The 26,049-nt window shown below is 67.0% G+C and carries 28 protein-coding genes; 19 read left to right on the top strand and 9 right to left on the bottom strand.

Translation table 11 applies throughout. The features are described 5' to 3' along the window. Positions 1-306, top strand: a 306-nt coding sequence (locus BO39_RS14925; protein ID WP_043834616.1) for a transposase, incomplete at its 5' end; no start/stop codon positions are given. Positions 307-312: 6 nt separating this feature from the next. Here BO39_RS14925 and BO39_RS33640 read toward each other — a convergent pair. Beyond that, the gene (locus BO39_RS33640) at positions 313-936 is read right to left on the bottom strand and encodes a PEP-CTERM sorting domain-containing protein (protein ID WP_043834614.1); all 624 of its coding nucleotides are present in this window, start codon (positions 934-936) and stop codon (positions 313-315) included. A 165-nt stretch (positions 937-1,101) separates the two neighbouring features. Here BO39_RS33640 and BO39_RS33635 point away from each other — a divergent pair, with 165 nt between their 5' ends. The 6 genes from BO39_RS33635 (at position 1,102) to BO39_RS29980 (ending at position 7,431) form a co-directional block, all read left to right on the top strand. After that, the gene (locus BO39_RS33635) at positions 1,102-1,362 is read left to right on the top strand and encodes a hypothetical protein (RefSeq protein ID WP_043834612.1); all 261 of its coding nucleotides are present in this window, start codon (positions 1,102-1,104) and stop codon (positions 1,360-1,362) included. Between the two features lie 68 nt (positions 1,363-1,430). Continuing rightward, positions 1,431-3,791, top strand: a complete 2,361-nt coding sequence (locus tag BO39_RS33630; RefSeq protein ID WP_169742765.1) for a cadherin repeat domain-containing protein — start codon at positions 1,431-1,433, stop codon at positions 3,789-3,791. Beyond that, a complete protein-coding gene (locus tag BO39_RS14905; RefSeq protein WP_043834609.1) occupies positions 3,788-5,428 on the top strand; it encodes an FAD-dependent oxidoreductase in 1,641 nt (546 codons plus the stop codon). The genes BO39_RS33630 and BO39_RS14905 overlap by 4 nt, the downstream gene beginning before the upstream one ends. A 124-nt stretch (positions 5,429-5,552) precedes the next feature. Next, entirely contained in the window at positions 5,553-6,239 is a 687-nt protein-coding gene (locus BO39_RS14900; RefSeq protein WP_156963694.1) for a hypothetical protein, read from the top strand. Between the two features lie 44 nt (positions 6,240-6,283). Continuing rightward, positions 6,284-6,685 (top strand): hypothetical protein, encoded by a 402-nt coding sequence (locus tag BO39_RS14895; protein ID WP_043834604.1) that lies wholly within the window; start codon positions 6,284-6,286, stop codon positions 6,683-6,685. Further along, positions 6,685-7,431: a lysozyme gene (locus tag BO39_RS29980; RefSeq protein WP_052402114.1), complete on the top strand. Its 747-nt coding sequence runs from the start codon at positions 6,685-6,687 to the stop codon at positions 7,429-7,431. Before BO39_RS14895 ends, BO39_RS29980 begins: the two co-directional genes overlap by 1 nt. A 118-nt stretch (positions 7,432-7,549) precedes the next feature. On the opposite strand, the gene BO39_RS14885 is transcribed toward BO39_RS29980, so the two are convergent. Continuing rightward, entirely contained in the window at positions 7,550-7,729 is a 180-nt protein-coding gene (locus BO39_RS14885) for a hypothetical protein (RefSeq protein WP_043834602.1), read from the bottom strand. A gap of 245 nt (positions 7,730-7,974) precedes the next feature. Here BO39_RS14885 and BO39_RS14880 point away from each other — a divergent pair, with 245 nt between their 5' ends. Next, on the top strand, positions 7,975-8,694 hold the full coding sequence (locus BO39_RS14880; protein ID WP_043834600.1) for an FkbM family methyltransferase: 720 nt from the start codon (positions 7,975-7,977) through the stop codon (positions 8,692-8,694). Between the two features lie 72 nt (positions 8,695-8,766). Here the strand turns inward: BO39_RS14880 and BO39_RS14875 are convergent, their stop codons facing one another. Further along, the gene (locus tag BO39_RS14875) at positions 8,767-10,344 is read right to left on the bottom strand and encodes a hypothetical protein (protein ID WP_043834598.1); all 1,578 of its coding nucleotides are present in this window, start codon (positions 10,342-10,344) and stop codon (positions 8,767-8,769) included. 1,095 nt (positions 10,345-11,439) lie between these two features. Here BO39_RS14875 and BO39_RS14870 point away from each other — a divergent pair. After that, on the top strand, positions 11,440-11,937 hold the full coding sequence (locus tag BO39_RS14870; RefSeq protein WP_043834595.1) for a hypothetical protein: 498 nt from the start codon (positions 11,440-11,442) through the stop codon (positions 11,935-11,937). Positions 11,938-12,504: 567 nt separating this feature from the next. Here BO39_RS14870 and BO39_RS14865 read toward each other — a convergent pair. Further along, positions 12,505-13,023 carry a VUT family protein gene (locus tag BO39_RS14865; protein WP_043834592.1) on the bottom strand — a complete coding sequence of 173 codons (519 nt, stop codon included), beginning with the start codon at positions 13,021-13,023 and terminating at the stop codon, positions 12,505-12,507. 26 nt (positions 13,024-13,049) lie between these two features. Here BO39_RS14865 and BO39_RS14860 point away from each other — a divergent pair, with 26 nt between their 5' ends. From BO39_RS14860 to BO39_RS14840, 5 genes are all read left to right on the top strand, one after another. Continuing rightward, complete coding sequence (locus BO39_RS14860) at positions 13,050-13,310, top strand: hypothetical protein (RefSeq protein ID WP_156963693.1); 261 nt, start codon at positions 13,050-13,052, stop codon at positions 13,308-13,310. A gap of 2 nt (positions 13,311-13,312) precedes the next feature. Then, positions 13,313-13,741 carry a hypothetical protein gene (locus BO39_RS14855; protein ID WP_043834587.1) on the top strand — a complete coding sequence of 143 codons (429 nt, stop codon included), beginning with the start codon at positions 13,313-13,315 and terminating at the stop codon, positions 13,739-13,741. After that, entirely contained in the window at positions 13,725-14,186 is a 462-nt protein-coding gene (locus BO39_RS14850; RefSeq protein WP_043834585.1) for a hypothetical protein, read from the top strand. Before BO39_RS14855 ends, BO39_RS14850 begins: the two co-directional genes overlap by 17 nt. A gap of 424 nt (positions 14,187-14,610) precedes the next feature. Further along, positions 14,611-15,246 carry a hypothetical protein gene (locus BO39_RS14845; RefSeq protein WP_043834583.1) on the top strand — a complete coding sequence of 212 codons (636 nt, stop codon included), beginning with the start codon at positions 14,611-14,613 and terminating at the stop codon, positions 15,244-15,246. Then, the gene (locus BO39_RS14840) at positions 15,243-15,773 is read left to right on the top strand and encodes a M15 family metallopeptidase (RefSeq protein ID WP_084698125.1); all 531 of its coding nucleotides are present in this window, start codon (positions 15,243-15,245) and stop codon (positions 15,771-15,773) included. The genes BO39_RS14845 and BO39_RS14840 overlap by 4 nt, the downstream gene beginning before the upstream one ends. Before the next feature lie 115 nt (positions 15,774-15,888). Here BO39_RS14840 and BO39_RS29975 read toward each other — a convergent pair whose 3' ends face one another. Further along, positions 15,889-16,494, bottom strand: coding sequence for a PEP-CTERM sorting domain-containing protein (locus tag BO39_RS29975; protein WP_052402113.1), 606 nt, complete (start codon positions 16,492-16,494; stop codon positions 15,889-15,891). Between the two features lie 168 nt (positions 16,495-16,662). Between BO39_RS29975 and BO39_RS14830 the strand changes: the two genes are divergently transcribed. From BO39_RS14830 to BO39_RS32620, 3 genes are all read left to right on the top strand, one after another. Continuing rightward, positions 16,663-16,926 (top strand): hypothetical protein, encoded by a 264-nt coding sequence (locus BO39_RS14830; RefSeq protein ID WP_043834581.1) that lies wholly within the window; start codon positions 16,663-16,665, stop codon positions 16,924-16,926. Positions 16,927-17,625: 699 nt separating this feature from the next. Continuing rightward, positions 17,626-18,372 (top strand): hypothetical protein, encoded by a 747-nt coding sequence (locus BO39_RS32625; RefSeq protein WP_156963692.1) that lies wholly within the window; start codon positions 17,626-17,628, stop codon positions 18,370-18,372. Between the two features lie 14 nt (positions 18,373-18,386). Further along, positions 18,387-18,989 carry a hypothetical protein gene (locus BO39_RS32620; protein ID WP_156963691.1) on the top strand — a complete coding sequence of 201 codons (603 nt, stop codon included), beginning with the start codon at positions 18,387-18,389 and terminating at the stop codon, positions 18,987-18,989. Positions 18,990-19,099: 110 nt separating this feature from the next. On the opposite strand, the gene BO39_RS32615 is transcribed toward BO39_RS32620, so the two are convergent. The 3 genes from BO39_RS32615 to BO39_RS14820 all read right to left on the bottom strand — a co-directional run bounded on the left by BO39_RS32615 (position 19,100) and on the right by BO39_RS14820 (position 22,581). Next, positions 19,100-19,489 carry a hypothetical protein gene (locus tag BO39_RS32615; RefSeq protein WP_156963690.1) on the bottom strand — a complete coding sequence of 130 codons (390 nt, stop codon included), beginning with the start codon at positions 19,487-19,489 and terminating at the stop codon, positions 19,100-19,102. Positions 19,490-19,785: 296 nt separating this feature from the next. Continuing rightward, on the bottom strand, positions 19,786-20,034 hold the full coding sequence (locus BO39_RS14825; protein ID WP_043834579.1) for a hypothetical protein: 249 nt from the start codon (positions 20,032-20,034) through the stop codon (positions 19,786-19,788). Between the two features lie 90 nt (positions 20,035-20,124). Further along, entirely contained in the window at positions 20,125-22,581 is a 2,457-nt protein-coding gene (locus BO39_RS14820) for a YjbH domain-containing protein (protein ID WP_084698124.1), read from the bottom strand. 132 nt (positions 22,582-22,713) lie between these two features. Here BO39_RS14820 and BO39_RS14815 point away from each other — a divergent pair, with 132 nt between their 5' ends. Then, positions 22,714-23,397 carry a DUF1028 domain-containing protein gene (locus tag BO39_RS14815; protein ID WP_043834576.1) on the top strand — a complete coding sequence of 228 codons (684 nt, stop codon included), beginning with the start codon at positions 22,714-22,716 and terminating at the stop codon, positions 23,395-23,397. 18 nt (positions 23,398-23,415) lie between these two features. Beyond that, positions 23,416-24,411, top strand: coding sequence for a P1 family peptidase (locus BO39_RS14810; RefSeq protein WP_043834574.1), 996 nt, complete (start codon positions 23,416-23,418; stop codon positions 24,409-24,411). Between the two features lie 3 nt (positions 24,412-24,414). Here BO39_RS14810 and BO39_RS14805 read toward each other — a convergent pair whose 3' ends face one another. Next, a complete protein-coding gene (locus BO39_RS14805) occupies positions 24,415-25,941 on the bottom strand; it encodes an alkaline phosphatase D family protein (protein WP_052402112.1) in 1,527 nt (508 codons plus the stop codon). Between the last annotated feature and the right edge of the window lie 108 nt (positions 25,942-26,049).

The raw sequence follows: 26,049 nt of genomic DNA, 5'->3' as shown, positions 1-26,049 counted from the left end.
CGGACCGGGCACCGGGGCCGTCCCCGGCGCAGGCCGGGCAAGCTTCACGCCGACAAGGCCTACGACCATCGCCGCTGCCGTCGTGAGTGCCGTGCCCGCGGCATCACCCCGCGCATCGCAAGGCGAGGCATCGAGAGCAGCACCCACCTCGGACGACACCGCTGGGTTGTCGAGCGCACCTTCGCCTGGCTCGCCCGCTACCGCCGCCTGACCATCCGCTATGAGCGCCGCGCCGACATCCACCTGGCGTTCACGACGCTCGCCTGCGCCCTGGTCTGCCTCGGCCAAATCAAGCGGTTCTGTTAGGTGTTCTTAGACCTGGCGCTTCCGCCTCACCGCAGCCAGCCCGAGCAGCCCAGCCCCAAAGAGAGCCATAGAGGCCGGCTCAGGCACAGCTTGGGTCGTGATTGTCGTGAAGGCGCAGCCAGGCTCGGTGCAGTTGCCCATGCCGAGAATGCCTCCAAACCCTGAACCAGTGGCGCCCGAAAGGGTGTAGTTCACCAGGAAGTTCAGATCCTTGAAGTACAGACTCCCGACCGGAAAGCTGTTGGCGGCGGCGCTGATGTCGATAGCGATTTGGTAAATCGCCCCGAAGTATTGGATGGCGTTCCGCTGGAGGCCGAAGTCAGCGTTGCTGGCGCTCTCCGGTCCAAACCGGAAAGTCACGCCGACCAGCCCGTCAGTGCTGTCTGACTGCTGGATGGTCGGACCGTTGGCGAAGGTTCCGAGCTGGGTTCGGCTGAAGGTGTACCCCGAAGCATAGGCTGCATCGGTCACCACGAGCTGGCCATTCACCCGGTTGACGAACTCCGTCGGCTGACCCGGCGGGGTGTAGCTGGTCCCGACAAAATTGAAGATCACATCGGCGCTCGCCGGACCGGTGGCAGCAACGCTCAGCGCCAGGCCCACGGCCAGCGCGACATTCCGAAAGCTCATTAGGACCCTCTCCCGCGGCGCCGTGCTGGCGTCTCGCAACCGGGGGTAGTGCATACGCCGCGCCAAGTGCCGGGCGCTTGTAGGAACAAAGCCTTGGGGCAGGGTTCCGGCAGCGTTCTGACCGATCCGTAAAGAATCACGACCATCCCGAAGCAGGAGACGCCCATGCCGCCAGTCGAGCGCCAGGAGGGCTGGCTGCACGAGACGCTTTCGGGCGGGTCGCGCTTCCTGAATGGCCTGACCGGCGGGGACGGTGCGGTCACCTTCTCTGCCCGCTGCGGGGACATGGCGGCGGCGGGGCGCCCCTGGGGCGTCACCCTGGTCCGCTGCGTGGACTGGCTGAACCGCCAGCACGGCCATTGCGAGGCCGTCCGCCTCTGGCATGTCGATCACGGGCTGCTACCGGAGCGGCCGCCCTTCCTCTGACCTCTCCCCGTCCCTTGGTCTCCGCGCGCCTGACTGGCGCCGCGGCGGTCCTGCTTGCGAGGCCCTGAATGACGATCGTCTCCGCTACTGCACAGGTGGGCGGCTCCGACGCCCTGCGGCCCCGCGTGTGGGTGGGTGACACTGTGCATGCGGTCGGGCTCTTCACCGGCCTTGACCGCAAGCCTGTGGCTGTGACGAGCGTGACCTTCCTTTGGCGCGACCCGAACGGCGTCGAGGTCACTACCCTCGGCTACCCCGAGGCAGGCTCCCCGCCGGCGTCGTGGTCCTCGAAGCTCGAGGTGACTGTGCCTGGCGTGTGGGCTGTGCGGCCGCAGTGCGAGACGCCGAGCCGGCAGCTCGACTGGATGACGTTTGCGGTCGTTCCCGGGTTCGGTGATCCGACCATGCCGTCCAGCCCCCTATGGCTGACCGGCGACGACACGGGGCTGCTGACCTATGGCGGCGGGGTGCTGACGGCGCTGCGGATCGCGGAACTGCCTACGGCGGATGAGTTCCTGCCGGGCGACGTGCTGCCGGTGTCGCGGGTGGGTGGGGCGACCGAGGGCGTCTCAGGGGAGACGCTATTCGCTGCCGTGAAGGCGGCCGGCACCGCTGCCATCGCCGCTGAGGTGGAGCAGGTTGCCAATGACGCCCAGGCTGTGGAAACGGCTCGGGCGCTGGTAGAGGCCGCTGCACAAGCCACTGAGGCTGCACGCTCGCAGGTTGCAGCCAACCAAGAGCTTGTCGCGGCCGATCGGCAGACGGTCCTCACCAAGACCGCCGATGCGGAGGCTGCAGCTTCGTCCGCCGCAAACTCGGCCGCCATGACTGGCGGATGGCTCGCGGGCCGCACGGTCACTGGCCCGACGACGCTCCTGGCCAGCGACGCAAACACCATCGTCACTGTCGCCGCCGCGACGATGACAAAGGTGACGGTCCCTAGTGGATTGACGCCCTTTGCCTGCCTGATCCGCCAGGGCGGTGCCGGGCAGGTGTGGATCGATCACGCTGCTCCCATTGTTGTGGACGCGCCGAGCGGCAAGGGATCGGCCGGAGTGGGGACGCTTCTGAGCCTCATCGGGACAGGCGCGGACCGCTACTCCCTCGTCGGCGGTGCCTATGTGACGCCGCCTGGCGCTCCGGTTCTGACGGGCGGCGGTGTGTTCACGGTCTCTGAGAACGTGGTCGGCGCCTTCGCGGGCTACGTGGGCTTCAGTGGCGCTGACGTGACGCTCTCGGTCACGGAGCCCTTCGCGATCGACCAGCGGACGGGGGAGATCACCACGGCGTCCGCGCTGGACTACGAAGGGGCGCCCCAGCTCATGCCGGAGATCACGGCGGAGAACCCCTGGGGGACGGTCAAGACCACGATCACCGTCAACGTCACCAACGTCCCCCCCGCGAACATCCTGACCAACCAGCGGTTCGCCCTGCGGGACAGCGCGGCAGCCGGGACGGCGGTCGGGCAGATCCTCACGGACGGGGCCGTCACCGGGTTCTCGCTCTCGGGACCCTTCTCGGTGGACGCGACCGGCGTCTTCAAGACGACCGGCGCCCTGAACGCCGGCGCCACGCCGAGCTACACCCTCACGGCGGGGGCCACGGGCGCCGAGGGGGTGTCGCCCCCGGTCCCGGTGATCGTGGACGTGATCGGCGCCGCTGAGGTCTACGCGCCGGGCGCGAACGGCGGCGCCGTCGCCTACTTCGACGCCAGCGACACATCTTTCCGCACGACTTCCGGTTCTCCGGTCATGGTGGACGGTCTGACCTCCAAGATCGGGACCCCTGTTGTCTTCGCGAAGACCGCGACGACTTCGCAGTGGCCTCGCCTGGGTCTGGGCACGGATGGCACCGGCATCGGCAACAGCGACGCCGTGGTCTTCTCCGGTCTGCAAGGTCTCGCAGCGGCCAGCGGGTCGAGCCTCAAGAATCTCTGCCGGAACGTGGGTGTCTTCGCTGTCGAGGGCGTGTTCTGGCTCGACGAAGCCCTGACGAGCGAGATCCTGCGATTCACCACGGCTGGCTCCACGACATTAGGCCGCTTCGCCCTGCGCGTCTCGACCGGGGCCGGCATCCCCCAGCTCCAGCTGGCGGTGCGGCGGCTGGACACCGACGCGGCGGTGACCGTCACCCACTCCCGCGAGATCACGCGGCAGACCCCGCACTACTTCTACGCGGAGTTCGACGCGCAGGGCGGGGCGGTCCGGCTCGCCCTCGACGGCTCCACGGAGACCACCAGCGTCTCGTTCGCGAGCGGGCTGGGGCTGCTCCCCGACACCGCGAGCAACGCGGCGGCGCTCGGCATGTCGGCGGGCCTCGTGTCCTACACCCGCGTGACCAAGCTGGCCCTCTACCAGGCCAAGCCGGCCGAGCCGGTGCGCCTCCGCAACGGCGGGATCCTCCGCACAAGCTACGGGATCGCGGCGTGACGGCCCTCACCCTCCGCACTCTGCCCCCACAGGCGCCGTCGACGCCCGCCCACGCCTCGGTGGACGTCGCGGTCTACGGCGCTACCCCCGGCGGCATCACGGCGGCGATCGAGGCCCGGCGCAAGGGGCGCACCGTCCTCATCTTCGGCGGCTGGCGCGAGATCCAGCTCGGCGGGATGATGACGGGCGGCTTGGGCGGGACGGACCTGCGGAACCGCGCCGCGCTGGGCGGCCTCGGCCTGGAGTTCTTCCAGAAGGTCTGGGCGCACTACAACGACTTGGACCAGAATCAGAACCTTGAGCCCTCGGTCGCGCACAAGATCTTCCAGTCGTGGTGCGCGGAGGAGGGGGTCCAGTACATCTGGACGAAGGGGGTCGCCGGGGCCTCGAAGGACGGCACCCGGCTCCGCAAGATCGTCACGCTGGACGGCATCACCGTCGAGGCGAGGCAGTGGATCGACAGCTCCTACGAGGGCGACCTCCTGCGCGTCGCGGGGGCCACCCTCCGCACGGGGCGGGAGAGCCGCGCCGAGTTCGGGGAGCACCTCGCGGGCGTGCAGCTGGAGGACGCCAAGCACAACTGGGCGGGGTACTACATCAGCCCGCACCGGCGCGCGGGCGACCCCGCCTCCGGCCTGCTGCCCGACGTCTCGGCCTCCGTGCCCCCCGTCGGCACGGGGAGCCCCACCGACACGCAGGCGTTCAACTTCCGCCTGTGCATGACAAAGACGCTGAGCAACGCGCAGCCGCTGCCGACCAGCCCCCCGCCGGGCTACGACCCGTCCCGGTTCGAGCTGATGCTGCGCTACCTCAAGGCCCGCGCCGACGCGGGGCTGGCCGTGACGCGCTCGTCCACCATGGCGATCATGAACGTGCTGCCGAACGGCAAGCTCGACGTGAACGCCAACGGGCCCTTCTCGACCGACGCCTTCGGCCTGTCCGCGGCCTACATCACCCCCGACTACCAGCAGCGCGAGCGCGCCTGGAAGGCAATCGAGGCGCACGTCCGCGGCTTCCTCTGGACGCTCTGGGCGCACCCGGACGCGCGGGTCTCCGCGGACCTGCGCGCGAGCATGCGGGCGCTCCGCCTCACGGCGGGGGAGTACCCGCGGACCCACCCGAACGACCTGCCGGGCTGGTCGCCGCAGCTCTACGTCCGGGAGTACGCCCGGCTGCGCGGCGAGTACATCATGACCGAGCACGACACCCGCCGGGCCGACAACCAGCCCGTGCCCTACGCGGGCAGCGTGGTCGCGCTGGGCTCCTACTGGCTCGACAGCCACCACATCCAGCGCGTGGCCCTGCAGCGGGGCGACGGCTCCTGGTACGTCTACAACGAGGGCGGGTTGTTCCTTGACGTTGGAGGATCAAACCGCATGGTGCCGATCCCTTATGGCTGCCTGCTCCCTCGCCGCCACGAACTCACCAACGTCTCTACGACGTGGAGCCTGAGCCTGACGCACTGCGCGATGGGTCTGGTGCGCATGGAGGCTACCAGCATGTGCATCGGGCACGCGGCTGGCCTGGCTGCTGCCATGGCTACCGCGAGCCCCGGCGATGTCGCCTTGCAGGACATCAATGTGGCTGAGCTTCGGAGCCAGCTTCTCTCCGAAGGGGCGGCGATCAACGCCGCTTAAAGCGCCGTCTCGTTTCTACTCGCTGCAACAATGGAGCCCCGCATGATCCCCTCATCGCGCGAACGCGCGGGGCAAAGGCATTGACCATGCGTCCGCACATCCCCAGCCAAATCGGAGAACAATAATGCCCACGTCCCGCGGCCGTGCCCGCTCAGTTCCCACAAAGACTGTGGCGGTTCCGGTCGCGGATCTGACTGAAATCAAGGAGGGCCAAGCGAAGATCCGCGAGGCCAACCACCACAAGCAGGATCGGGAGCAGATAGAGCTCTCTATCGAGCGAGCCGTCGAGCGGGCAGAAGCCAAGCGCGCTGCTGCCGCCCCCCCACAGAACCGCCTTGCTGACGTGCCCGTGTGGCTGAAGGTCATGGTCGCGCTGGCTGGCGTCACCCTGACGGGCCTCGGCGTCGTCGGCATCATCTGGAACTTCGCCATTGCCCCCGTCAACGTGCGGATCACCGCGCTGGAGGCGGCTAAGGCAGAGGGGACTGCCGCGCTCTCGGCTGTCGTCGCTCGGCAGCAGGCGACGGACGCCAAGCTGGTAGAACTCGCGACCCAGTTAAACACCGCCACGACGATACGAAACCAGCAGCAGCAGTCGCTCACGGACCGGCTTCGAGGACTTGAGCTCTCGGATCAGTCGGGACAGCAGCAAGTAAACGCGCTCGCGCAAAGCCTCGCCGGCCTCGTCGCCCGCATGGAGGAAATGCTGCGGCGTCAGGAGCGGCTCGAGAATAGGCTTTCCAGCCCGGGCCAACGCCAGGGCATGGACGAAGCGCCGGCCATCTACATGGACCCGCGCGCGCACATCTAGTTCCGCCGCCGGGCGGTATCCGGCATCCCACACGGAGAAAATCTATGCCCGATTGGCTTGCACCCCTGGTGCCGGCGCTGGTGGAGTACGTGGCGACGCCACTAATCCTCGCGCTCGGCGGCTACCTCGTGACCCTGTTGCCCGGCCCGTTACGGACCTCGCTGCAGGCGTCGTCCCATAGCAAGGACATGGCGCTCATCCTTGGCGCCATGACGCGCAAGGCGACCGAGCGGATCATGTCAGGCGCCAGTGCCAAGGCTCTGCCGGGCCTTATCGTGTCCGACGTGGTGGCTTACGCAGAAGCGAACCTGCCCGAGGTCATGGGCAAGCTGGCGCCCAGCCAGGACGCGTTGCAGACCATGGCCGCCGCAGCGATCGCCGATGCCATGTCCCGGCTGACCAAGCCGTCCCTACCTCCGACGCCATCCAACCTGGGGCAGGGCTGATGGGCCTCTTCCGCCTGCTGCTCAGCATCGCCGAGTGGGCGCAGGCGCGGAACCGGAAGGAGATGGCGGGCACCGTCGCTTCGCCCATGGGGCATGTCCCGGTACTGCTTGTGGGCGACGAACTCGCGCCTTCCGAGATCGCCATCCCGCCTAAGCCGCCAGCTCTGAAGCCCGGGGCGGAGAAGCCCGCACCCGCCACTCTGGCCGATCTCTGGCATGGCGATGTGCCTTATGCCGCCATCTCCCTGTCTGAGGCATTCGAGGGGCGGAAGCTCTCTCCCTACAAGGACAGCAACGGAACGTGGACGATCGGTGTGGGGTCCACGACTGACATGAAGGGCAACCGCGTGACGGCCAGCACGCCACCCATCACCGATGCCATGGCCGACGTGATGGCCATGCGCGACCTCGAGAAGGCGGCCGGGCTGGTGCGGAAGGCGTGCCCCGGCCCGCTGACCAATCGCCAGGCCGCCGTGCTCATCCTGATGGCGAACAACCTTGGCGACCTCCGGGTGGCTGGCCCGACGCTGGTGCGGCTCGTGAACAGCCAGAAGTGGCGCGAGGCCGCGGACTTCATGGCAAAGTTCAGCAACGAGCGGATCAACGGCGTGCTCACGCCTTCCAAGGGGCTGCGCCGCCGGCGCTGGGCGGAGGCGGCGTTCTTCCTCGGCATGGATCCGGCGAAGGCAAAGGCCCGGGCCTGGGCGGAGATCAACGACACAGTGACGTGGCCGCCGCTGGGGTGACGCTTCCCACCGCCACGACCGAAGCCCCGGCCGAGGGAGGGTGATCCTCCGCCTGGCCAAGGCTTTTGGCTTTGGGCGTGATTGCGGAACGGTCATGCGAGGTGCTCCAGAAGTCGCACTAACTGTCTGGATCCCAGGTGTCCTGGGCTTCGCGTTCCTTCTCCTTCTCGCTGTCCGTCATGGTGCGACGCCGGGGTATTTCATGGCTTGCGATGAGGACGAGGATGACGATCAGGATGCCGAAGAGGCATCCGGCCGCGATGATGGGGCGAACGGCAGGTTCGCTACTCGTGATCATCTCAGCGGAGCCTCCTTGGGCAACATCCGGACCTTCGATGGGACGCGCCGCTCCCCCCGTCCGCTTTGGGAGGACATCAGGAAGGCAATTGTGGGACACTAAAGGTCGGCGCCGAACAGGGCCATCGAAGCGGGCTCGGAGATGGTGCGAAAAGCCGCGGCGCCCGCTACTCACCCCACCCCAGCCCGTTTTGACCTCCACGACTTAATTGCCGACCATCGATATTCTCCAGAGGGGTACCCGATGTGCAGCTGAGAAAAATCATTGGACGTTCGGCTAACGCGCTGGGCTACGAGGCGTTCCCGAAGTACCTCGCGGAACGCCGGCCACTCGCCGCCCGCCTAAAGCACCTGATCGAACGATGCGGCATTGAGCGGGTGTTGGACGTTGGCGGCAACAAAGGTCAGTTCCACGACTTCATACGCTTCGACGTCGAGTGGACCGGCCCTGTCCTTTCCTTTGAGCCCGACCCGCAGATGGCCGAGGTTATGCGTCGCAAGGCCATGACTGACCCGCTTTGGACAATCCGCCAGGAAGCGTTAGGGCGTGAGGCAGCCGTACAGACCTTCAACCGAATGAAAATGACTTGCTTCAACTCTTTCCTGTCGCCCATTGCCGGTCAGGATCCGGACAATGTTCCGGTTGCGCAGTTCGACGTGCAAGTCGTCCGGCTGGATGAACTCCTCCCCGAGATCGGTCCTCTGGAACGCGCCTTGGTTAAGATTGACACTCAGGGCTTCGACGTTGAGGTTCTGGCAGGTGGCCCAGAAGCCTTCGCCAAGGTCCCCCTGGTTCAGTTCGAGGTCAGCTTCCGCCCGATCTACCATGACGCGCCCAATTGGATCGAGGGCATTAAGGCCTTCGAGCGCGCCGGCTTCATGTTCGCGGACCTACTGACCGGATCGCCCATACAGGGCGCTATATGGGAAGCTGATTGCTTGATGCTCAAGCCCAGCTTCGCTTAGGCACATAGGCCTGAAAAACACAGCTGCTGATCGGATCGTCGAGCACCATGTGCGCGACCATGCCTCAAGGCTTCAGTCAGCATTCTCGCGCCTTGCCGGGCAGAGCGCCAGCGGGCTGCCAGCATTCGCAGCCACGGGCCTGCAGCCGGAGAATTCGGCGGTGAGGCCGTGCCGCGCGAGGCTCGCCGCAACGTGCTCCTCCCCGCCCGGCGTCTCGAGAACGAAGAAGGGACCAACATGCGCCGCGATCCGCTCGGTCGCCATTGCCTCGAAGCCCATCGCCATGCGCTCCGCCGGGTTGTCGAACGCAAGAATGCGCAGGAACGACACCTCGGGCGGGAAGAAGGGAATGACGAAGGCATTTGGCCGCCAGCCTGGGTGGTAGCCCGGCACGACGATCATGGCGCCGGAAAGGTCCATCCCCGCTGGCGGCACCGCCTTCACAAAGCGGTCGAACTGCGTGCCGTTCCAGGGCAGGCGGTCGCGGTTGCTCGGCTGGACGGGCACCACGAGGAGCAGGAGCCCGACTACAGCCCAGCGCTTGGCGCGCGCTGGGAGCGGCAGGAAGCCGGCCGCGACCACGAGCAACAGCGGCACCATGATCTCCAGTGGAACGATGTAGCGGTAAATGGAGAAGAGGTGCAGCCAGAGCGCGTAGGTGACCGCCGCCGCGACTAGCAGGAAGAGACTGAACCGCTTCTCCGCCCGCATGTCGCGGATCCGCTGGCGCCCGAACAGGGCAAAAAGGATGCTGAACGGCACCACAAGGTACGCCACCATGAGCTTCGGGTCGCGCAGCACCGGGCTGTCGATCCGCCAGGGCATGCGCGTAAAGACGAAGGGATAAGCCAGCGCTTCCAGGAGGTCGCGCGGCATAGCGTTACGCGCACGGTCGTCGCTGACAGAGCCAAGCGGCGAGTGGAAGACGTGATTGAAATAGGGAAAGAGGGGATTGCCGGTGGCTTGCCAGAGGTGCCAGAGCCAGAAGCCCGAGGTCAGCGTCAGGCCGAGCAGGATCCCCACCCCGTAGGCGGCGCCGTGCGCGATCCGCCGCCCGGGCAGCAGGACGACCGCCATCCCTACTCCGCCCGCCAGGACGATGCCGGTCTGCTTCAGCCCCATGCCGGCACCCGCCGCGATACCGGCCGCCAGCAGCACGGGCAGGCTGCGCCGCAACGGCCCCTCGAAAGCTACGAGCCCTGCGCGCGCGATCAGCCAGACGGCAACGTAGATCGGCAGGCTCGCGAGCGTGTCGTAATAGGTCGTGCCCATCACGTAGAGCGAGCCCGCGCCGAGCATGCCGATAAGCATGACGACGCCTGGCAGCAGCTCCGCTCCCGGCAGGGCGTGGCGGGCAATGCGCCACAGCAGCACCCCGTTCACGCCGTGGACCGCGCCCAGGAGAAAGGTCAGCACCGCCGCCGGCAGCACTTGGTTGCCGAGGTAGAAGGGCACGTCGAGGAGCGGATTGAAGAAGACGTGGTAGTCGGCGGCTAGGACATCTTGGCCAAACCGGCCATGCAGCCACGAGTAAGGATTGTAGTAGTGATAGTGGAGCAGGTCCCAGTTGTTGTCCTTGCCCAGCAACACCGCAAGCAGGCCGAAGCCCAGTGGCAGACTGGCGGCAAAGAGCCGCTCGGCCGACCTCATTGTGGCCACCCTTCGCCGAGGCCATTGGCCGGCACTGTCTGTGCGGCATGGGGAAGGGAACCGAACCGCTCCGACAGCAGCGCCGCCGGCATAGGTCTTCGCTGCACCAACCGGCGGCACAGCCGAGTGGCAGCCACTGGGGTTGAGGTAAGAGCCATCATCGGAGCGCACGCTCCCCATCCAATGCGTGCGGCAACGTGCAATTATAACTATAACGAAACTTGAAACTTGGAGCGGTTCCCGTTCGACTGAATTGCTTGTGATCCACGAGGTCGTGGAGAGGTGATTCCTCTCCCTGATGCGGAGGTGGGGGGCATGTAGAGGGCGCTGTCGGTCGATCTGCGGGAGCGGGTGGTGCCAGCGATCACTGCCGGCGCGTCTTGCCGGGCGGCAGCGGTGCGGCGGCGGACGCCGCCTTAATGAACTGCATGGGGTCTGTCCCAGCGAAGGCCCGATCTCCGCCGCTGTGGGAACGAACGGCAAGGTGCGGGCCATTTCTAGGAACTATTGCACACCGAACGCTTACCGTAGCATTCTGAAATCGCAACGGGTGGATCGTAAGGAAAGGCGACGGGTTTTCGAAGCGCCAGATGCCATGGAGTGACCAGGAGTGGGCGACCGGGAGAGGAGGGAAGGCAGCCAGGTCTGCTTGGCTGGCAGTTCCGAACGGCAGTCGCTCACCTGGGGAGAGATTGCTGTTGTTGCGATAGTAGTGCTCTTGATCCAGGTCGCTGTGTGGCTGCCACTCGTATGGATGGGGCTGCCCATGCCATGGCCGCCCGGGTAGAAGCGCCGCACGATGCCCGACCAGAAGACTATCCAGGCCGGATAGGTCACGGGGCAGGCTCCTGTGGATCGGGGAGGAGCGGGCGACGCACTTGCCGCGACGAGGGAAGCGGCGCAGAGCCGTCCGCGTGCTCGGCCTTAATGTGAGCACAGCTGCGAGGCCTGTTTTCCAGCTCGTGAACGGCGGGGAATGCAGGAGGGCTGATCGCCGGCTGCTGTTCCCGGTAGCGCTCAAGGCGCTGGGGTCAGCCGGGTTTCCGAGTCCTGTCTACGGTGGCAAACAGGGGTGTCGTCATCTCAGGAAAACCGATGGGCAGATTCGAAGCAATATTGGGTCCAGCGGGCATTGTCCTTGTATGCGTACTTTTGCTCGGTGGACTTATCAGGCTGGTTGTCGGCGGGCCTAGGCGCCGGCGCAAAGCCGAAACGGCCTCGCTCGACCGGGAGTTTGAAGAAGAAGACTCGGAAGGCAAGGCGACCCTCCCCACAGATTACCTGGACTTCGCGACTCTACTCGATCGAATGGTCCTGCCGCTGGCACAGGCTCATCCGGGTTGGGAGCGCCTTGACGGCGCATACGGCGTGCCGGGCCGGCCGATCGCCTGGTTCGACTGGAACGGCACGCGCTACGCGCTTGGCGGCGAAACCCATATGCGCGCAATGCTTCAGACGTGGGACTGGATGCAGCAGCATCCGGGAGTGGACCCCCTTGTGGTGCAGCACACCAGGAGCGGAGCCGGGCGGCTTACACTGCGCCCGGAAATTGGCTGGAAGGACGCGAAGGCTGTCCGAATTGAAACTGGCTGATGGGGCGCATGAGGCCGGTCGCCCCCAGGCCCCAGGCCCCAGGCCCCAGGTCCGCCGTCGAGCCTTGGAGGCGCAGGGCGCACTGATAATCCACTCGGCGCCGCACCTGCCCACAACTCGATGGCGCAGTGATGGGAGCTTGCATGAAAGTAGTTTTGGTAACCGGTGACGGGCGTGTTGCCTGGCTGGGTACTTGCGAGCAGACTAAAGAGATGAGGTGGCCGGGCGACGATTTTCCAGTGGCGTCGCTGCGGCCTTTTGTCGAACCACTAAAGATGCCGATCAACCTTGATGATTACGTTACAGAACGCGCGACGTTCGTGACCGGCACCCTACTTCCTCAGCGCGAGACTGTGCTTGTATCGCAACGAGGCCGTTTGCTGGACCACTTACCTGGGTGGAGGCCTCTTCCATCACCGACGCTTCTAGGCGCTGGGGTAAGTGTATCAATTCGGCCTCGATGGTGGGCGCCACTTCTTCGAATGTTCAGGTTCCTGAAGCTTTCTGATTCTAGTCGTCGGGTGAGCGACTGACATGAAGGGAAAGCCGGTACTTCGAGCCATGGGTTTAGGTGGGAATGCTGCGGCGACGCACCGCCAGCCAGGCGGCGAACGCGGCTGAGGCGTAGAGCTTGGCGAGCACCAGCCCCGGCGCCCATTTAACCGAGCCGAACGCGAGGGCGCTGAAGAGCAGGCTGTCAGCCAGAGCGCCGGCCAGTCCTGAGGCCAGCACCGCCCAGGGCAGCGACCGCGCCCGCAGCCGGTCATATACGGCGAAGTCCAGCAGTTCCGAGAGCAGGAAGGCCGCGGCCGAGGCGGCAGCGAGGGCAGGGGACAGACCCAGCGACAGGACTGCGCCGGCCACGATGCAGCCGAGGACTATGCGGCGACCGGCAACCTCCTGCAGCGCGTCCCTCAGCGCCAGGGCGGCGCCAATCAACAGCACCCCGGAGGGCGCCATGACGCCCGGGAACACTGGGATCAGGCACGGCCCGGCTGGCACGCAGACCGTACCCACATTGCTAATGAGGTAGTTCGCGGCGGGGATGCAGGCGAGGAAGGCCGTCGCCAGGAGGGTGCGCTTCATACCAGGTCCATCTGTTCGGGGCGGTGGTGCTGCCGTTTATCCTCGCCTGCAACCGGGCCACCTACGCCGAGGAGACGGGCAGCGGAGCGTCCTGCCTGCTGAACGCTCTCACCGGCGGGCCGCGCACCGTCACCTTCTCGGCCTGGTCCTGGCAGCTCGTCCTGAGGGGTAAGCGGGGCGCGGAGTTCCGTCGCTGGGCAGTCGATGGCTTTGGGCTGCGGGACGGTCACTGCGCTGCCGCCTGGCGCTCGCACATTGCTCGCGGCCTCTTGCCTGAGAGGATCTGACCATGGCGCCGCTCATGCTCATCCGCCGGCCGCTCACCACCTTTGGCTGGCGGCTGTTCAGCCTCTTCCGAGATCCACCGAGCTACGCTGAGTTCGGATCCGCCGTGGGTGTGGCCGCCTATGGGGCCTCGTTCTTCGTCGGCGGCAAGGGGCCCGAGGCTTGGTCGAGTCTTGAGCTACTGACGGATGCCCTCCCAGACTGGTGGTGGGCCGCTGCCACCATTGCTGGGGCGCTTGCGCAATTCATCGGCCTGTACCTCGGCAACCGTTTCATCCGCTTCGCTGCCGCCGGCCTGATGCTGCTCTGGGTGGCGTTCATGGGCTGCTTTGTCTGGCCGATCTATCCCTACTCACCGCTGCTCGTCGGCTTTTCGGTGCAGCTCGCGATGATGAACCTGCTGGTCGTGGCGAGGCATGTCCGTGACTGGTGACGTGCCAAACCTCACGGGCGTGCTCATCCAGGTCGCGACATGGTTTGGCGGCCTGATCACCAGCGGTGTGCTGCTCGGGCTGCTGGACCGCTGGATGAAGAGCCGCGCCGACGCTCGTGGTGAAGGGCGGCAGGAAGACCGCGACGAGGTGGATGACGACCGCAAGTGGCGCGCCGAGATGCGCACCGATCTCGAGCGCGAGCGTGCAGCCCGCCGAGCGGAGGAGGACGCGCACGCGGAGACCAAGCGTGACCGCGACCGCGGCTGGGATCTCGCCCGGTACTGGAAGGGTGCGGCCTGGCGCATGAAGCACCATGCTGGCAACGCTCGGCAGGCGGCCGACGACCTGGCGCGCTCTAAGGGGATCGACCCACCGCCGTGGAAGGTCTCGCTCGACCTTCCCGAGGACCTCGAGGCGCCCATCCCGAGGCACCCGGCCGAGTAGCCCCACTGAGATGCAAACGGGGGCGGGTATTCCCGCGCCTGCGTTCCTTGGTTAATCCGCCATTCATTGGGCCCATGACCTTATATGCGGACCGAGAGGGCCAGCACTAAATTCGCCTCTGGAAGCCCTTCAGCGTTCTCGTGGCCTGAGCTGGCGTGGTGGCGACCTTCACCACGTCAGCTCCCCTCGGCGCCAATTTCGCCCTCATCAGGGCCGATGGATGAGGCAGGAGCAGCCGGGCGGACGCCCATGGGCTAGCTCCCGCCCGGCCTGACCCCGGCACCTTGCGCCCATAACAGCACCCGGGGCTGCGCGTAATCCTACTCCTCTGGCCCTGCTCTCGCTTGCTTTGTCGGATCACGGCTGCGCGCGCTCACCGCCGCCGGGCGGCACCCCGGCACCCCACAACCTGGAAGGAAGCAAGATGCCACTCCTGGTATTGCTGCCGACGCTTGCGCCCTTGCTGGCGCCGATCGTCGGCCGCCTAGTCGCGAGCATCGGTGGCGAGCAGGCGGAGGCCGCTTTGACCTCCGTGGCCGGCGCGGTTCTCGGGGGAACCGACGAGGCCCACGTGCGCGCTGCCCTGGCCGACCCTCAGCAGGTGACGGCAGTGGCGGTGCGCCTAGCTGAGATCGCGGCTCAGCGCGGGGCTGCGGCCGACCAGGCGCGGTTGGAAGTCATGAAGGCGGAGCTCGCCGGAATGGCCGACGCTCGCCGGCAGACAGTCGCACTGGCAGCGCAGAACTCGGTCCTGTCCTGGGGCGCCGCGGTGGTCACCCTCATCCTGCTAGGCCTCTTCGCCGCCATCGTGCTCGGGCGGCTCTACGTCGACGTGGATATCCGGGAGACGGTGAAGACCCTCACCATTGCAGCGGCGACGTACTGGATCGGCTCGAGCCGCGGCAGCGCGGTGAAGGATGAGCGAGGGCCGGCTGCTGGAACCGCACCGGCGATGGTCAGCGTGACCGGCACTGGAAATATCGAGGCCGCAGCTCGCCAGCCCATGGCCGAGCGGTCGGCGGAGGAGATAAACCGTGCGCTCGGCGGGCGGCAGTCATGAGGGGTTTCTTGCGCTGGCTGACGGGCAAGGACGGCAGCTCTGTCGCCACCTGGGAGGAGGGAGAGCCGGACATCACCGTGGACGTGCACCCGGCCGCGCCGCCCAAGCCGCCCGCAGCAAAGCCGGAGCCTGCCAAACCCTCGCCGGCGCTCATTGTGCAAAAAGACGAGCTGCTGCTCGTCGGCGTTCATCCTGGCCTGGTGCGGGTCGTGCTGCGGGCTCGGTGGGACGGGGCTGCCTTCCGGATCATCGAGGGGCTCCGCTCGAAGGAGCGCCAAGCAATGATGGTCAGTAGTGGCAAGTCCCAGACGATGAAGTCCCGCCACCTCACCGGGCATGCCGTCGATCTCGCGCCGGTGGTGGGCGGTTCGGTCACTTGGGACTGGACCCACTACTATCCCCTGGCGGAGCGGGTGAAGGCGGCCGCCAAAGCCGAGGGCGTGCCGATTGAATGGGGCGGGGACTGGATCTCGTTCAAGGACGGCCCGCACTGGCAGCTTCCAATGCGGGCGCCCTACTTGGCCTAGTCGCTAAGGCTGCAACCTAGGTTAAGATACAACCGTTAGTGGTGTGGCGCCGCTATGCTACGCCATTCCGATCCGACTGGCCCCCGCCCCCCCTTCAGGGCGGGGGTTTGCCGTTTCAGACCGCGCGCTTCCGCCGCACCGCTGCCAGCCCGAGCAGCCCGGCACCGAACAGCGCCATGGAGGCGGGCTCGGGGACGGCAGTGGTGACGGTGCCACTCAGATTGCACGCCAAGTTGCCGCATCCATAAGTCTCGTCACCAAACCTGCCGGTGAAGGTTGTCCCGCTAAAGGTGAGAAACAGATCCTCGGCGCCGGTGCTGAAGAAGAGCCGTCCCAACAGGCCGTTTCCAGCACCGCCTGTTAGATCAAAGCCCCAATTGTACTGAACGGGTGTCGGGCGCTGAAGCTGAAAGCTGGGAAGCGTCACGGTATCGAAACCGCCAGGATTGTTAACATTCAGCCCGACGAGCCCGCTGATTGAAGAGCGGTCAAGCGTGTTGTTGGCGGAGTTGAAGAACGAGATCGAGAAACCGTTCTGCGCGGCCGCGTCGGTCACGACGATCTCGCCGAAGATGCGCAGGAGGGCAACCGACGGAAAGTCATTCCCGGTCGCGGGCCCAACTTGCTGGAAGCGATAGATCACGTCGGCCTGGGCTGCCGGCGCGGCGAGGATGCCCAGGCACAGGGCCGCAGCGGCAGTCGCCGCCTTGATGAACTGCATGGAAGTTTCTCCCGCGGAGGCCCGATCGCGACCGCTGGGGATGGAGTGGCAAGGGGCGGGCCATCCTGAGGAACCCTTTCCCACCAGACGCTTGCTGTAGCCTTCTGCAACCGCAACGGGTATTCCGTAAGAAAAGGCGACGCCGCCCCACCCTCACCGCGAGCAGGCATGACCGATCAGAAGTCCCATCGCCCGCCCCGCATCATCGTCCCGATCGGAAGCGCGGGCGGCCCGACCTACGAGTATCGCGGCGCGCGCATCGGCTCGAATGAGAAGGGCACTGTGTTCAGCTTCAGCCTGCTCAGCTTTCCCGGTGGCGGATGGTCGGGCCTGGGCAACATCGACATGATCGTGCGGCTGGTGGATAGCTGGGTCGACACGGGCCGGCTGCCCGCTCCATACGTGAATAGGGGGGCGGGGGAGAGTGGCTAGACCTCTCCCGACCGCTCACTCGATCACCCTCGTCGAACGGTCGGCTTTACGGCAAGGAAGCTTGCGCTTGCGGAGGATGGTCAGCGTGGTGCCTTGCGGAAAGCTGCAGCTGCGATGATGGCAGATGATGCAAGCGACACCTTGTCACCCTGTGACCCTGCAGTAGTCGCAACGCCCTCGGAGCCTGGGGAGCTCGTTCTCCTGGCCGACCAGGGCTCCCTGGGTGGGCCCTGTTACGAGTACCGGAGCGCCGCCATCCACGCGTCCAAGGGCTGCACAACGTACCGTTTCCATCATCCTGACTTACCTGGTTGTGAGGATGGCCACTGGCTGGTGGCCAGTTCAGCACTGCAGGCCATGCACACGATCGATGCCTGGCTCGACACAGGCCGGCTGCCTCGACCATACGTCAACAAGAGGACAGGGGAGGCTGGCTAGGCCTCTCCCGGATGCGGCTGGCCAGTGGCGCTTCTCGCCATGACTGGCTGGCCGCTCTCCCTTGTTGTTCCTCCGGCGTACCTCTTCGGCACAGAGTTCCGCCAGATCCTCAATTTAGCCGCTCGCGACCTTGGATCGTTCCGGACACGATTCAGAGATGATTGAAGCCGCTCGTCTGGTGCCCGTTGCATCATGCGGCGACCCCGTCCAATCATGCCTGCGAGCACCTGCTGCACGAATTGAGTCACGCGAGGAACTAAGATGGATCTGCAGGCCGACAGCGTTCAAGCTGTGGCATTCATGGCGCCTGGACAGCAGCAGCGGACCGCCCTGCAACTTTGGGAGGCGCTGTTTCCTGGAGATGCGCCGGACAGTTTCCAGCGGGCAACTGGTTCAACACCTTCGCTGGCATCGAATGCTGCAGGTGCCCGGGATGGACATAATATTATGATAACCTCCCAGGTGGGCCGCATCGATATTTTCCTTGGGAAGGTTCCAAGCGCCGATGATGCAGGTCCCCCCAGGATTGCTGATGTTCAAGCCGCAGTCACTCGCGCCGCCGGGTTTCTAAGGGTGACTGCAGACAGAGTCGCGCCGGTACGAATTGCATTGGTGCTTGATCTATCCAAGTCCATTGAGGGTGGGATGGAAAGTACATCGCTGATGGAGCTTCTTCCGGGGGTCGGAATTCCTCCTGACGCTACTGACGTAACATTGCAGTTTAATGTGCGGCGCGCGTTCGGTGTTGCGTCAGAAATAGGCATGAACCGGTTGTGTTCGTGGGCTCACGCACAGATCGGCATGATGACGACACCGATGATGCCTGGGCAATTAATGCAGATACCCATGGCAAACATGAAGTTCACGCCGATCGTAAACGTTAAAATAGACGTCAACTCCGCTCCAGAAGCGCGGCTTTCATCTGACTTGGTGCCTGCTCTTATTGAAGAACTTCGTGTGGAAGCGCTGGCTATTTACGAAGAAGGCTTTGCGAGGCTCCAAGCATGAGCATAATACCACTTGTGCCAACCAATACCCTCACGTTCAGCGGTAATAGCGCAGCCTCAACAGAAGCTTCTGCCCCGTTTGAAGGTGATGTGCAGCTTCCGTCGCGCATAAAATTGGCGGGTGCGGAACGTGCCGCATCCATTGTATCAAACATGCAGACGCATAGGATTATGCTGCTTAGAAGTGCAAGTGCCGAGCTTACGCCCAGGCCGCTTCTTTACATTGGCATGAACTCATCTCAGCCCAGCAGTCTTCCCACCGTAGCCTTGCGGAACTCGTCCGGAAGTCTGAGTTCAACAACGCTGGACTACTACAGCAGAGTAGATGAGCAGCTGATCTCGCTCGCCAGCACCGACGAAGATGAGCCCATCGAGCAAGGCGCTATCGATACAGCTAGATCTCTTCTGGCAGATGCAAAACAACTGCAGCTCGCGCCACCAGAGCTTAGCTGGCATGGCGGGGATGCTGTGGTGATGATCTGGTCGCTTCAAGACACGACTTGTGCCTTGACAGTGACTGATGGCCATGTCGGTTTCGTTGTTAGGCGCGATCGAAAGACAATTAGAAAATCGAATTCCCTCGCGCTCCATTCGTTTAAATTACTCGAAATGGGTTGACTATGCCGGTGTCGATTGAGGAAGGAGATGAAATTTCGCGTTGCATCATATATGATCGCGCTTTCAACGAGAACATCCACGTAAATAGCCATCTATGGCAGTTTGGTGCCTCACGAGCGGACGGTACCTATCATGAGTCTGCCGTTCTGCGATCGTTCGCTCCGAGGGCTGCGGACGTACACCAGATTGGCTGCAATATTGCAGCAGTCCAAAATGAGAGAAAAAAGAATCCGCCGCCAGGCCGTAAGCGCCGCTACTACTGCGGGTTCCGAACTGCACCCTTCTGCGCCCTGCCCACGAGCGGCGAAGGATTTGCAATACGAATTACTCACGCACCAGAAGGTGACGTGGAGGCTCACGTCGACGTGGAGTTGGAGATCTTCCTTGAAGACAAACACGCTCGAGCGAACTGCAGAACTGAAGCCGGACTTGCTCTTGCTGAGCAGTTTGGCGAGCCCGTAGCGCACCGCTGCGAGTGTGATACTCACGATGATCAGCATCCACTTGCCTTGTGGGGACCGCAGTGCCTGATAGGAGGCCTGAGGAAAGAAGAGGCAGATCTGCTACTTGAGGATGGAATGCTTAAATTCATGAGTGGGCGGATTGAGGATGCAGGTTAGCCTTTGTCTGACTGTGTAAGGCGGAGGCCGCTACCCGCCGGCGCCCAGCAGTGGCTTGATCGTCGCGCCCTTGCCTCTGCCAAATCCGCCCGTCACCCGGTCAGGCCGGTCTACTAAGGCTACTCCGGCAGGACGCCGCCCGCAGCTCCTGCAGCGCAGCGAGTACTCCTGATAGATCAAGCCCCATCCGGCAAACCGCAGGGGTTGCGAGCGATGTCGCTGGTGCTGTGCCGCGGTGCCGGCGGACCCTGTTGGATCCGGTAATTCGCCCGCAGCAGGTGGGCGACCACGTGCTCCGCGAGCCTCCGAGCGTCTTCCTGCTTCCGCTTCCCATGCGGCTTGCCCGTCAGGTCGAACCGCAAGGCGTAGTGGACCGCCTGGGCAACGTCGGCCGCGTCAGCCTCGCGCCAGCCGTCGCCGGTCACGCCAGGTCTCCCGGCTGCAGGAATGGGTCACCCTGCTCGAGCTCCGGCCGCTGGCGGCCGCGGAAGGCCTGCGCTGGTCCCCAGAGCCAATCACCCTGCTCGCGCGAGAGGGACGCGATCATGTCTTGGACCGCTCGCGCGGCGCCCTGCTCCCGCCCGCCGGCGGCGACGTAGGCGGCGATCGCTCGATCGAGGCAGGGCTGCCAGCTCAGTCCATCCCCGGCCGCTTCCCGGTAGGCGATCCCGACGGCGCGCAGCTCGTGGGCCGGCCAAGCAGAGCAGGGTTCGGGTTTGTAGAGGTGCTCGTAGCTCATGCGCTCGTCCGAGAATCGCTGACGGACGGACTCTAAGCGTCGGAACCAAACCGGAACACAGCGTTTCCAAGGTTCTCTGAACTTTCCGCAGTTGCTTTTCCAAGTAGCTGAAAAGTCTTGGCGTGATGGCCCAGAGCGGATTGTCCACGGCCAGCCGCTGCCCGCCGTCGCGCTGCACCGGCCGGAACACCGCCGTGCCGTTGCCGCGCGAGTTCGTGCCGAAGAGCGAGAGCGGCACGCGCACGTAGATGCCCTTGTCGAAGGAGCCCTCTCCGAAGCGGGAGAAGGGCACGTTGGTGAAGGTAGCGAAGCCGCCGACCTCCACGCCGCTGTCGAAGCGCCGGCCCATCTCGATCGTCGCGCCCCAGTCGCCCGCGAGGTAGCGGCCGGCGCGCAGGATGCCGTAGAGGTTCCAGAAGGGCAGGTCGGCGTAGAGCGAGACGTGCCCCGTCGCCACGCCGTAGCGGCGGAAGCCGAAGAGGCCGTCGGTCGCGCGCTGCTGCACGAGGTTGAGGTCGAGGCCCAGCGCGAAGCCCCGGTTCACCGGGCGCCAGAGCACCTCGGACGAGACGCCGCCGAACATTGGCTCCAGCAGCCCGGCGCTGGCGCGGGCGAAGACGTCCGGCGCCAGGTTCCAGATCCCTTCGGCGTAGAGGCCGGGGATCGAGGTCTTTCCGTCCCGCGCATAGAGCGCGTAGTCGCTGCGCACATGTGGCAGCTTGCTGTCCGAGGGTAGGCCGCGGTCGAGATTGCCGAAGACCGCCTGCTGGACCGCGCCCGAGAGGCTGTAGGCGCCCCATTCCACCCGCGCGCCCGCGGCGGCCGCACCCTGGTAGCGCAGCGTGCGGCTGGGATCGCCGAGCTGCAGGTTCAGGCGGGGTTCCAGCACCCAGTCGAATTGCGGTCCGGGCTCGGCATAGGCCTCGGGCCATGGGGCACCCTCGGCGGGAAAGAGGGTGGTGGCCGACCAGGCCTCCTCCGGGCTGCCGAGGCCGGCGCGCGGCGGCGCGTTCTCCACGGCACGGCGCGGCACCATCAGCGAGCCCGTCTCGATCCCGGCCTGCCACCAGGAGAGGCGGATCGCCTCGACCTCTGGCGGAAGGATGCCGTTGACCGCGCGCAGCACGCGGGAGGCGACCTGGGGCAGGGTGCGGAAATCCCCCTCCGACACCGCGATCCGCGCTTCTACCCCCCGTTCCTCATAGGCGAGGGGGCGGAAGCCCGCGGCGCGCAGGGCGGCGAAGGCGGCCGTGGCGCGGCCGTCCTCGTCGCCCCCGTTCTCGTGCCGCTGGGCGGCGCGCGCGGGCATGGCCGGCAGGGGGCGCAGCGGCGTGGCGGCGGGCGGGTTCGCCGGGTCCATCCGCAGCGAGATGCGGGCCATCAGGTCCGTCCCGTGCACGAAGGAGAGGGCGGCATCCACGTACTCGCCCGACCACTGCAGGCCGAGGTTCACGGGGCTCTCGGCCAGGCCCCGCAGCGGGCCGCGCCGCACGGGATAGCCGCCGCGCTCGTCCCGCAGCGCGTCGCCGGACCACTCGACCTTGGCGCGCAGCCCGTCCACCTCGCCCCAGGGCGTGTCGAAGCGGGGCAGGCTGTACTCCACGCCGCCGAAGAGGGCCGTGTTCTCGCCACGGAAAAAGTCCAGCCGCAGCGTGCCGCCGCGCCCGATGCTGCGGGGACGCACGCGGAAGGATTCGGAGATCTCGGTCAGCGGGTTGGTCACGTCGCCCCGCGTGCCCAGCCGCCCGAAGCCGAGGCCGAGCGTGAAATCCACCGGACCCCAGCGGCGGGAGGCGACCACGTATTCCCCGCCGTAGAGGCCGGTGCCGATGAGGTCCTGCAGGCCGACCGCCACGGCGGGGGTCCAGGCCCCTTCCTCCAGCAGGCGCAGCTTGAGGTCGAAGGAGCGGTCGGTGGTCGTGCCGCGGCCGGTGGTGGCGTTCAGGCGCTCGGTCAGGCGGAAGGTGGTCTCCAGGAAGGGCAGGGCCTGGAAGTTGGCGAAGAAGAAGCGCCGCTGGTGGCGGATCGTGGCGCCAGCCTCCAGGGTTCCGTCCTCGCGGAAGCGAGCGTTGCGCATCTCGATGAGGCCGGCCCCGCCGAAGTCGCTTCCGGTGGCCGGCACCTCCTCCGCCCGGGCTGCCGTGGGAAGGGCCAGAGGGGTAACCAGAGGGGCAACCAGAGGGGCGGCCAGCAGGGCGAGCAGGAGGACGGCGGGCCGGGCGGCACGCGGCATGGGTGACTTGGTTGCTCCCGATTTTGTGATCCATTGGTCACGGGCCTCGGGTGAAGGCAAGCGCGAACCCACCACCTGGGCGCGTAACGAGCGGGATGGACACCCGCCGGACACGCTTCCAGGATCCGGGCCATGACCTTCTCGCTCCTCGGCCGCTGCGCCCGGACCGGTCAGATCGGCGCGGCCGGCGCCACGTCGGATATCGGGGTAGGGGCGCGCATCCAGCACATCGCGGGCGGGGTAGGGGCGGTGCTGACGCAGCACCGGACGGACCCGCGCCTCGGCCCACGCGGCCTGGCCCTGCTGCGGAGCGGTTGCACGGCGGCGGAGACGGTGGCGGCGCTGGTCGCCTCCACCGCCCATGCGGAGTGGCGTCAGCTTGCGGCGCTGGACGCGGAGGGGCGGACGGCTCATCACCACGGCGCCCGCGTGAAGCCCGCGCGGGCGGCAGCCCAGGGGCGGGATTGCGTGACCATCGGCAACATCCTCTCGAGCGAGGGGGTGCCCGAGGCCATGCGGTGCGCCTTCGAGGCGGAGCCGGAGGCGCCGCTTGGCGACCGGCTGCTCGCGGCGCTCGCCGCCGGGGAGGCGGCGGGCGGCGAGCACGGGCCGGTCCTCTCCGCCGTGCTGGAGGTGCATGGCGGGCACGACTTCGCCCTGGCCGACCTTCGCGTGGACCGCGCGGCGGCGCCGATCGCGGAGCTGGCGGGTCTCTGGCGCGACTACGCGCCGAAGATCGAGGAATTCGTCCTTCGGGCGACCGACCCTGACCGGGCGCGCGGTAACGCCTCCGGCAGCCTGGGCCGAGCCGTATAGGGCGCCACGGGAGCCGCCATGATCCAGCACGCCCAACGCATCCCGATGGGTGGCGCGATCACCGAGGTACCGGGCATCCGGGTTGGGCATTTCACCGAACGCCGCCGCCCGACCGGCTGCACCGTCATCATCGCGGAGGAGGGGGCGACGGCTGGGGTGGACGTGCGCGGCGCGGCGCCCGGCACGCGCGAGACCGACCTGCTTGACCCCGCCAACCTCGTGGAGAAGGTCCATGCCATCCTTCTCGCCGGTGGCTCCGCCTTCGGGCTCGAGGCGGCGACCGGCGTGACGCGCTGGTTGGAGGAGCATGGCACTGGCTATCCCGCCGGACCGGCGCTGGTGCCGATCGTGCCCGCCGCCGTCCTGTTCGACCTCTCGGTGGGGGACCCCCGCATCCGTCCCGACGCCGCCGCCGGCTACGCCGCCTGCGAGGCCGTGCGCGCCGAGGCGCCGGCGGAGGGAAGCGTCGGCGCCGGCACGGGCGCGACCGTGGGGAAGCTCTTCGGCATGGCGCGCGCCATGAAGGGCGGCATCGGCACCGCCTCGCTGAAGGTGGGCGCGATCACGGTAGGGGCCATCGTCGCGGTGAACGCGGTGGGCGACGTGATCGAGCCCGGCACGGGACGGGTCCTGGCTGGGGCGCGCGACCCGGAAGGCCGCCGGCCCTTCGGCACGACCGCCGCCCTGCTGCGCGGCGAGCTTCCGCCGCCCATGCAGGCGGGCATGGCGACCACGATTGGCGTGGTGGCGACCGATGCCGCGCTAACCAAGGCCCAGTGCCAGCGCCTCGCGGGCGCCGCGCATGATGGCTTCGCCCGCACCATCGACCCCTCCCACACCATGTCGGACGGCGACACGGTCTTCGCGCTTTCCACGGGCAGGAGCGGGCTGCCGGGGAACATGATGACCCTCGCCGCCATCGTGCCGCAGGTGATGGCAGCGGCCGTGCTGCGGGCAGTGATGGCGGCGAAGGCGATTCCACCCAGCCCGCCGGGGATGTCGGAGCTGGGTTAGGGTCTACCCCGGCAGGAGGGCCGGGCGTCCGGCCTCCAGGACGAAGCGGCGCTGCGTCGAGAGGCCCGTGTCGCGGTCCCGGACGTCGTCGATGGCGCGTAGCTCCGAGGTGGCCGCTGCCGGGGTGAGGGTCATCATGAGGTAGCCTCGCGCGCTGCCATTGGCGTAGGCGATATGCGGGTCTGCCGGGTAGCTCTCGCGGTAGCGGCCGCCCTGGCTGGTGATGGAGGTTCCCGTGAACTCCACGGCCACGGGCGGCGTCTCCGGCCGGTCGAAGTCGGGGCGCAGCTCCGCCACGAGATGCGCGTGGATGTCGCCGCCGATGACCAGCGGGTTCGGCGCGCGGCTGGCCGCGAGGTCCCCCAGCAGGCGGGCGCGGGCGGCGGGGTAGCCGTCCCACCCGTCGGTCCAGTAGGTGACGGGGGTGCGCATCGTGCCGAGGCGGGCCATCCGCGTCTGCTGCGCGAGGACCGTCCAGCGCGCCCTCGCGCCGTGCAGCCCCTCGCGCAGCCAAGTCTCCTGCGCCGAGCCGAGCATGGAGCGTGCGGGGTCGTCCAACTCGGCGCAGGCCTCCCGCGAGACGTAGCCGCCACCGCCCCGCCCCGGCCGCTGGCAGGCCTGGTAGGCGCGGTACTGCCGGTCGTCGAGGATGTGGAACCCCGCGAGGTCGCCGAAGCCCACGCGGCGGTAGATCCGCGCGCTCGCCCCCTCCGGACGGGCGGAGAGGGGGAGCGGCATGTGCTCCCAGAAGGCCTTGTAGGCGGCGGCACGGCGAGCGAGGAAACCCGCGCCCTCCTCCATCTCGCCGCGGTCGGCGGCGTAGTCGTTGCTCACCTCGTGGTCGTCCCAGGTGACGAGCCAGGGGCAGGCGCGGTGCATCGCCTGAAGGTCGGGGTCGGTCTTGTAGAGGGCGTAGCGGTCCCGGTAGCCCTCCAGGTCCCGAGCGCTCGGCCCCTCGTGGCTGCGCACGAGGTTGCGGCCCCAAGAAGCCTCGTAGATGTAGTCGCCGAGGAAGACGACGAGGTCCGGGTTCTCCGCCAGCATGTGGCGATAGGCGCCGTAATAGCCCTGCTCGTATTGCTGGCAGGAGGCCACGGCGAAGCGAAGGTGCGCGGGCATGGTGCCGGGCCGGGGCGCGGTGCGCGTACGGGCCGTGCCGCTCTCGGCGCCGAGCGCGGTGAAGCGGTACCAGTAGGGGCGGTCCGGATCGAGGCCGGTGACCTCGACGTGAACGGAATGCGCGTCCTCCGCCACAGCCATCGCGCGGCCGCGGCGGACCACGTCGCGTAGCCCCTCGTCCCGTGCCACCACCCAGTCCACCGGCACGGGCGCGGGCGTTATGCCGCCGCCCTGCCAGCGCGTGGCCAGGCGGGTCCAGAGAATCACCGAATCGGAGCCGGGCTCGCCCGAGGCGACGCCGAGGGCGAAGGGGTACTCATCCGCCCGCGCGGGGAGGTGGCCGAGCAGCGCCAGGCCCGGCATGGCCATCCCGGCCCGCAGCAGGCCGCGCCGGGGAAGGAGGAGGGTCATGGAAGCGGCCTCGCCGTCGCCTGGAACGCGCGCATTCTGTCGCGGAAGGGCGCCCGCGCCCAGGCCCGGCCCCTTGGCGGCCGGGCGGGTGCGGGGCGATGATCCCGC

This window comes from Roseomonas aerilata DSM 19363 (assembly GCF_000711725.1).
Lineage (GTDB): Bacteria > Pseudomonadota > Alphaproteobacteria > Acetobacterales > Acetobacteraceae > Roseomonas > Roseomonas aerilata.
This window is presented reverse-complemented; position numbering and strand designations above follow the sequence as displayed.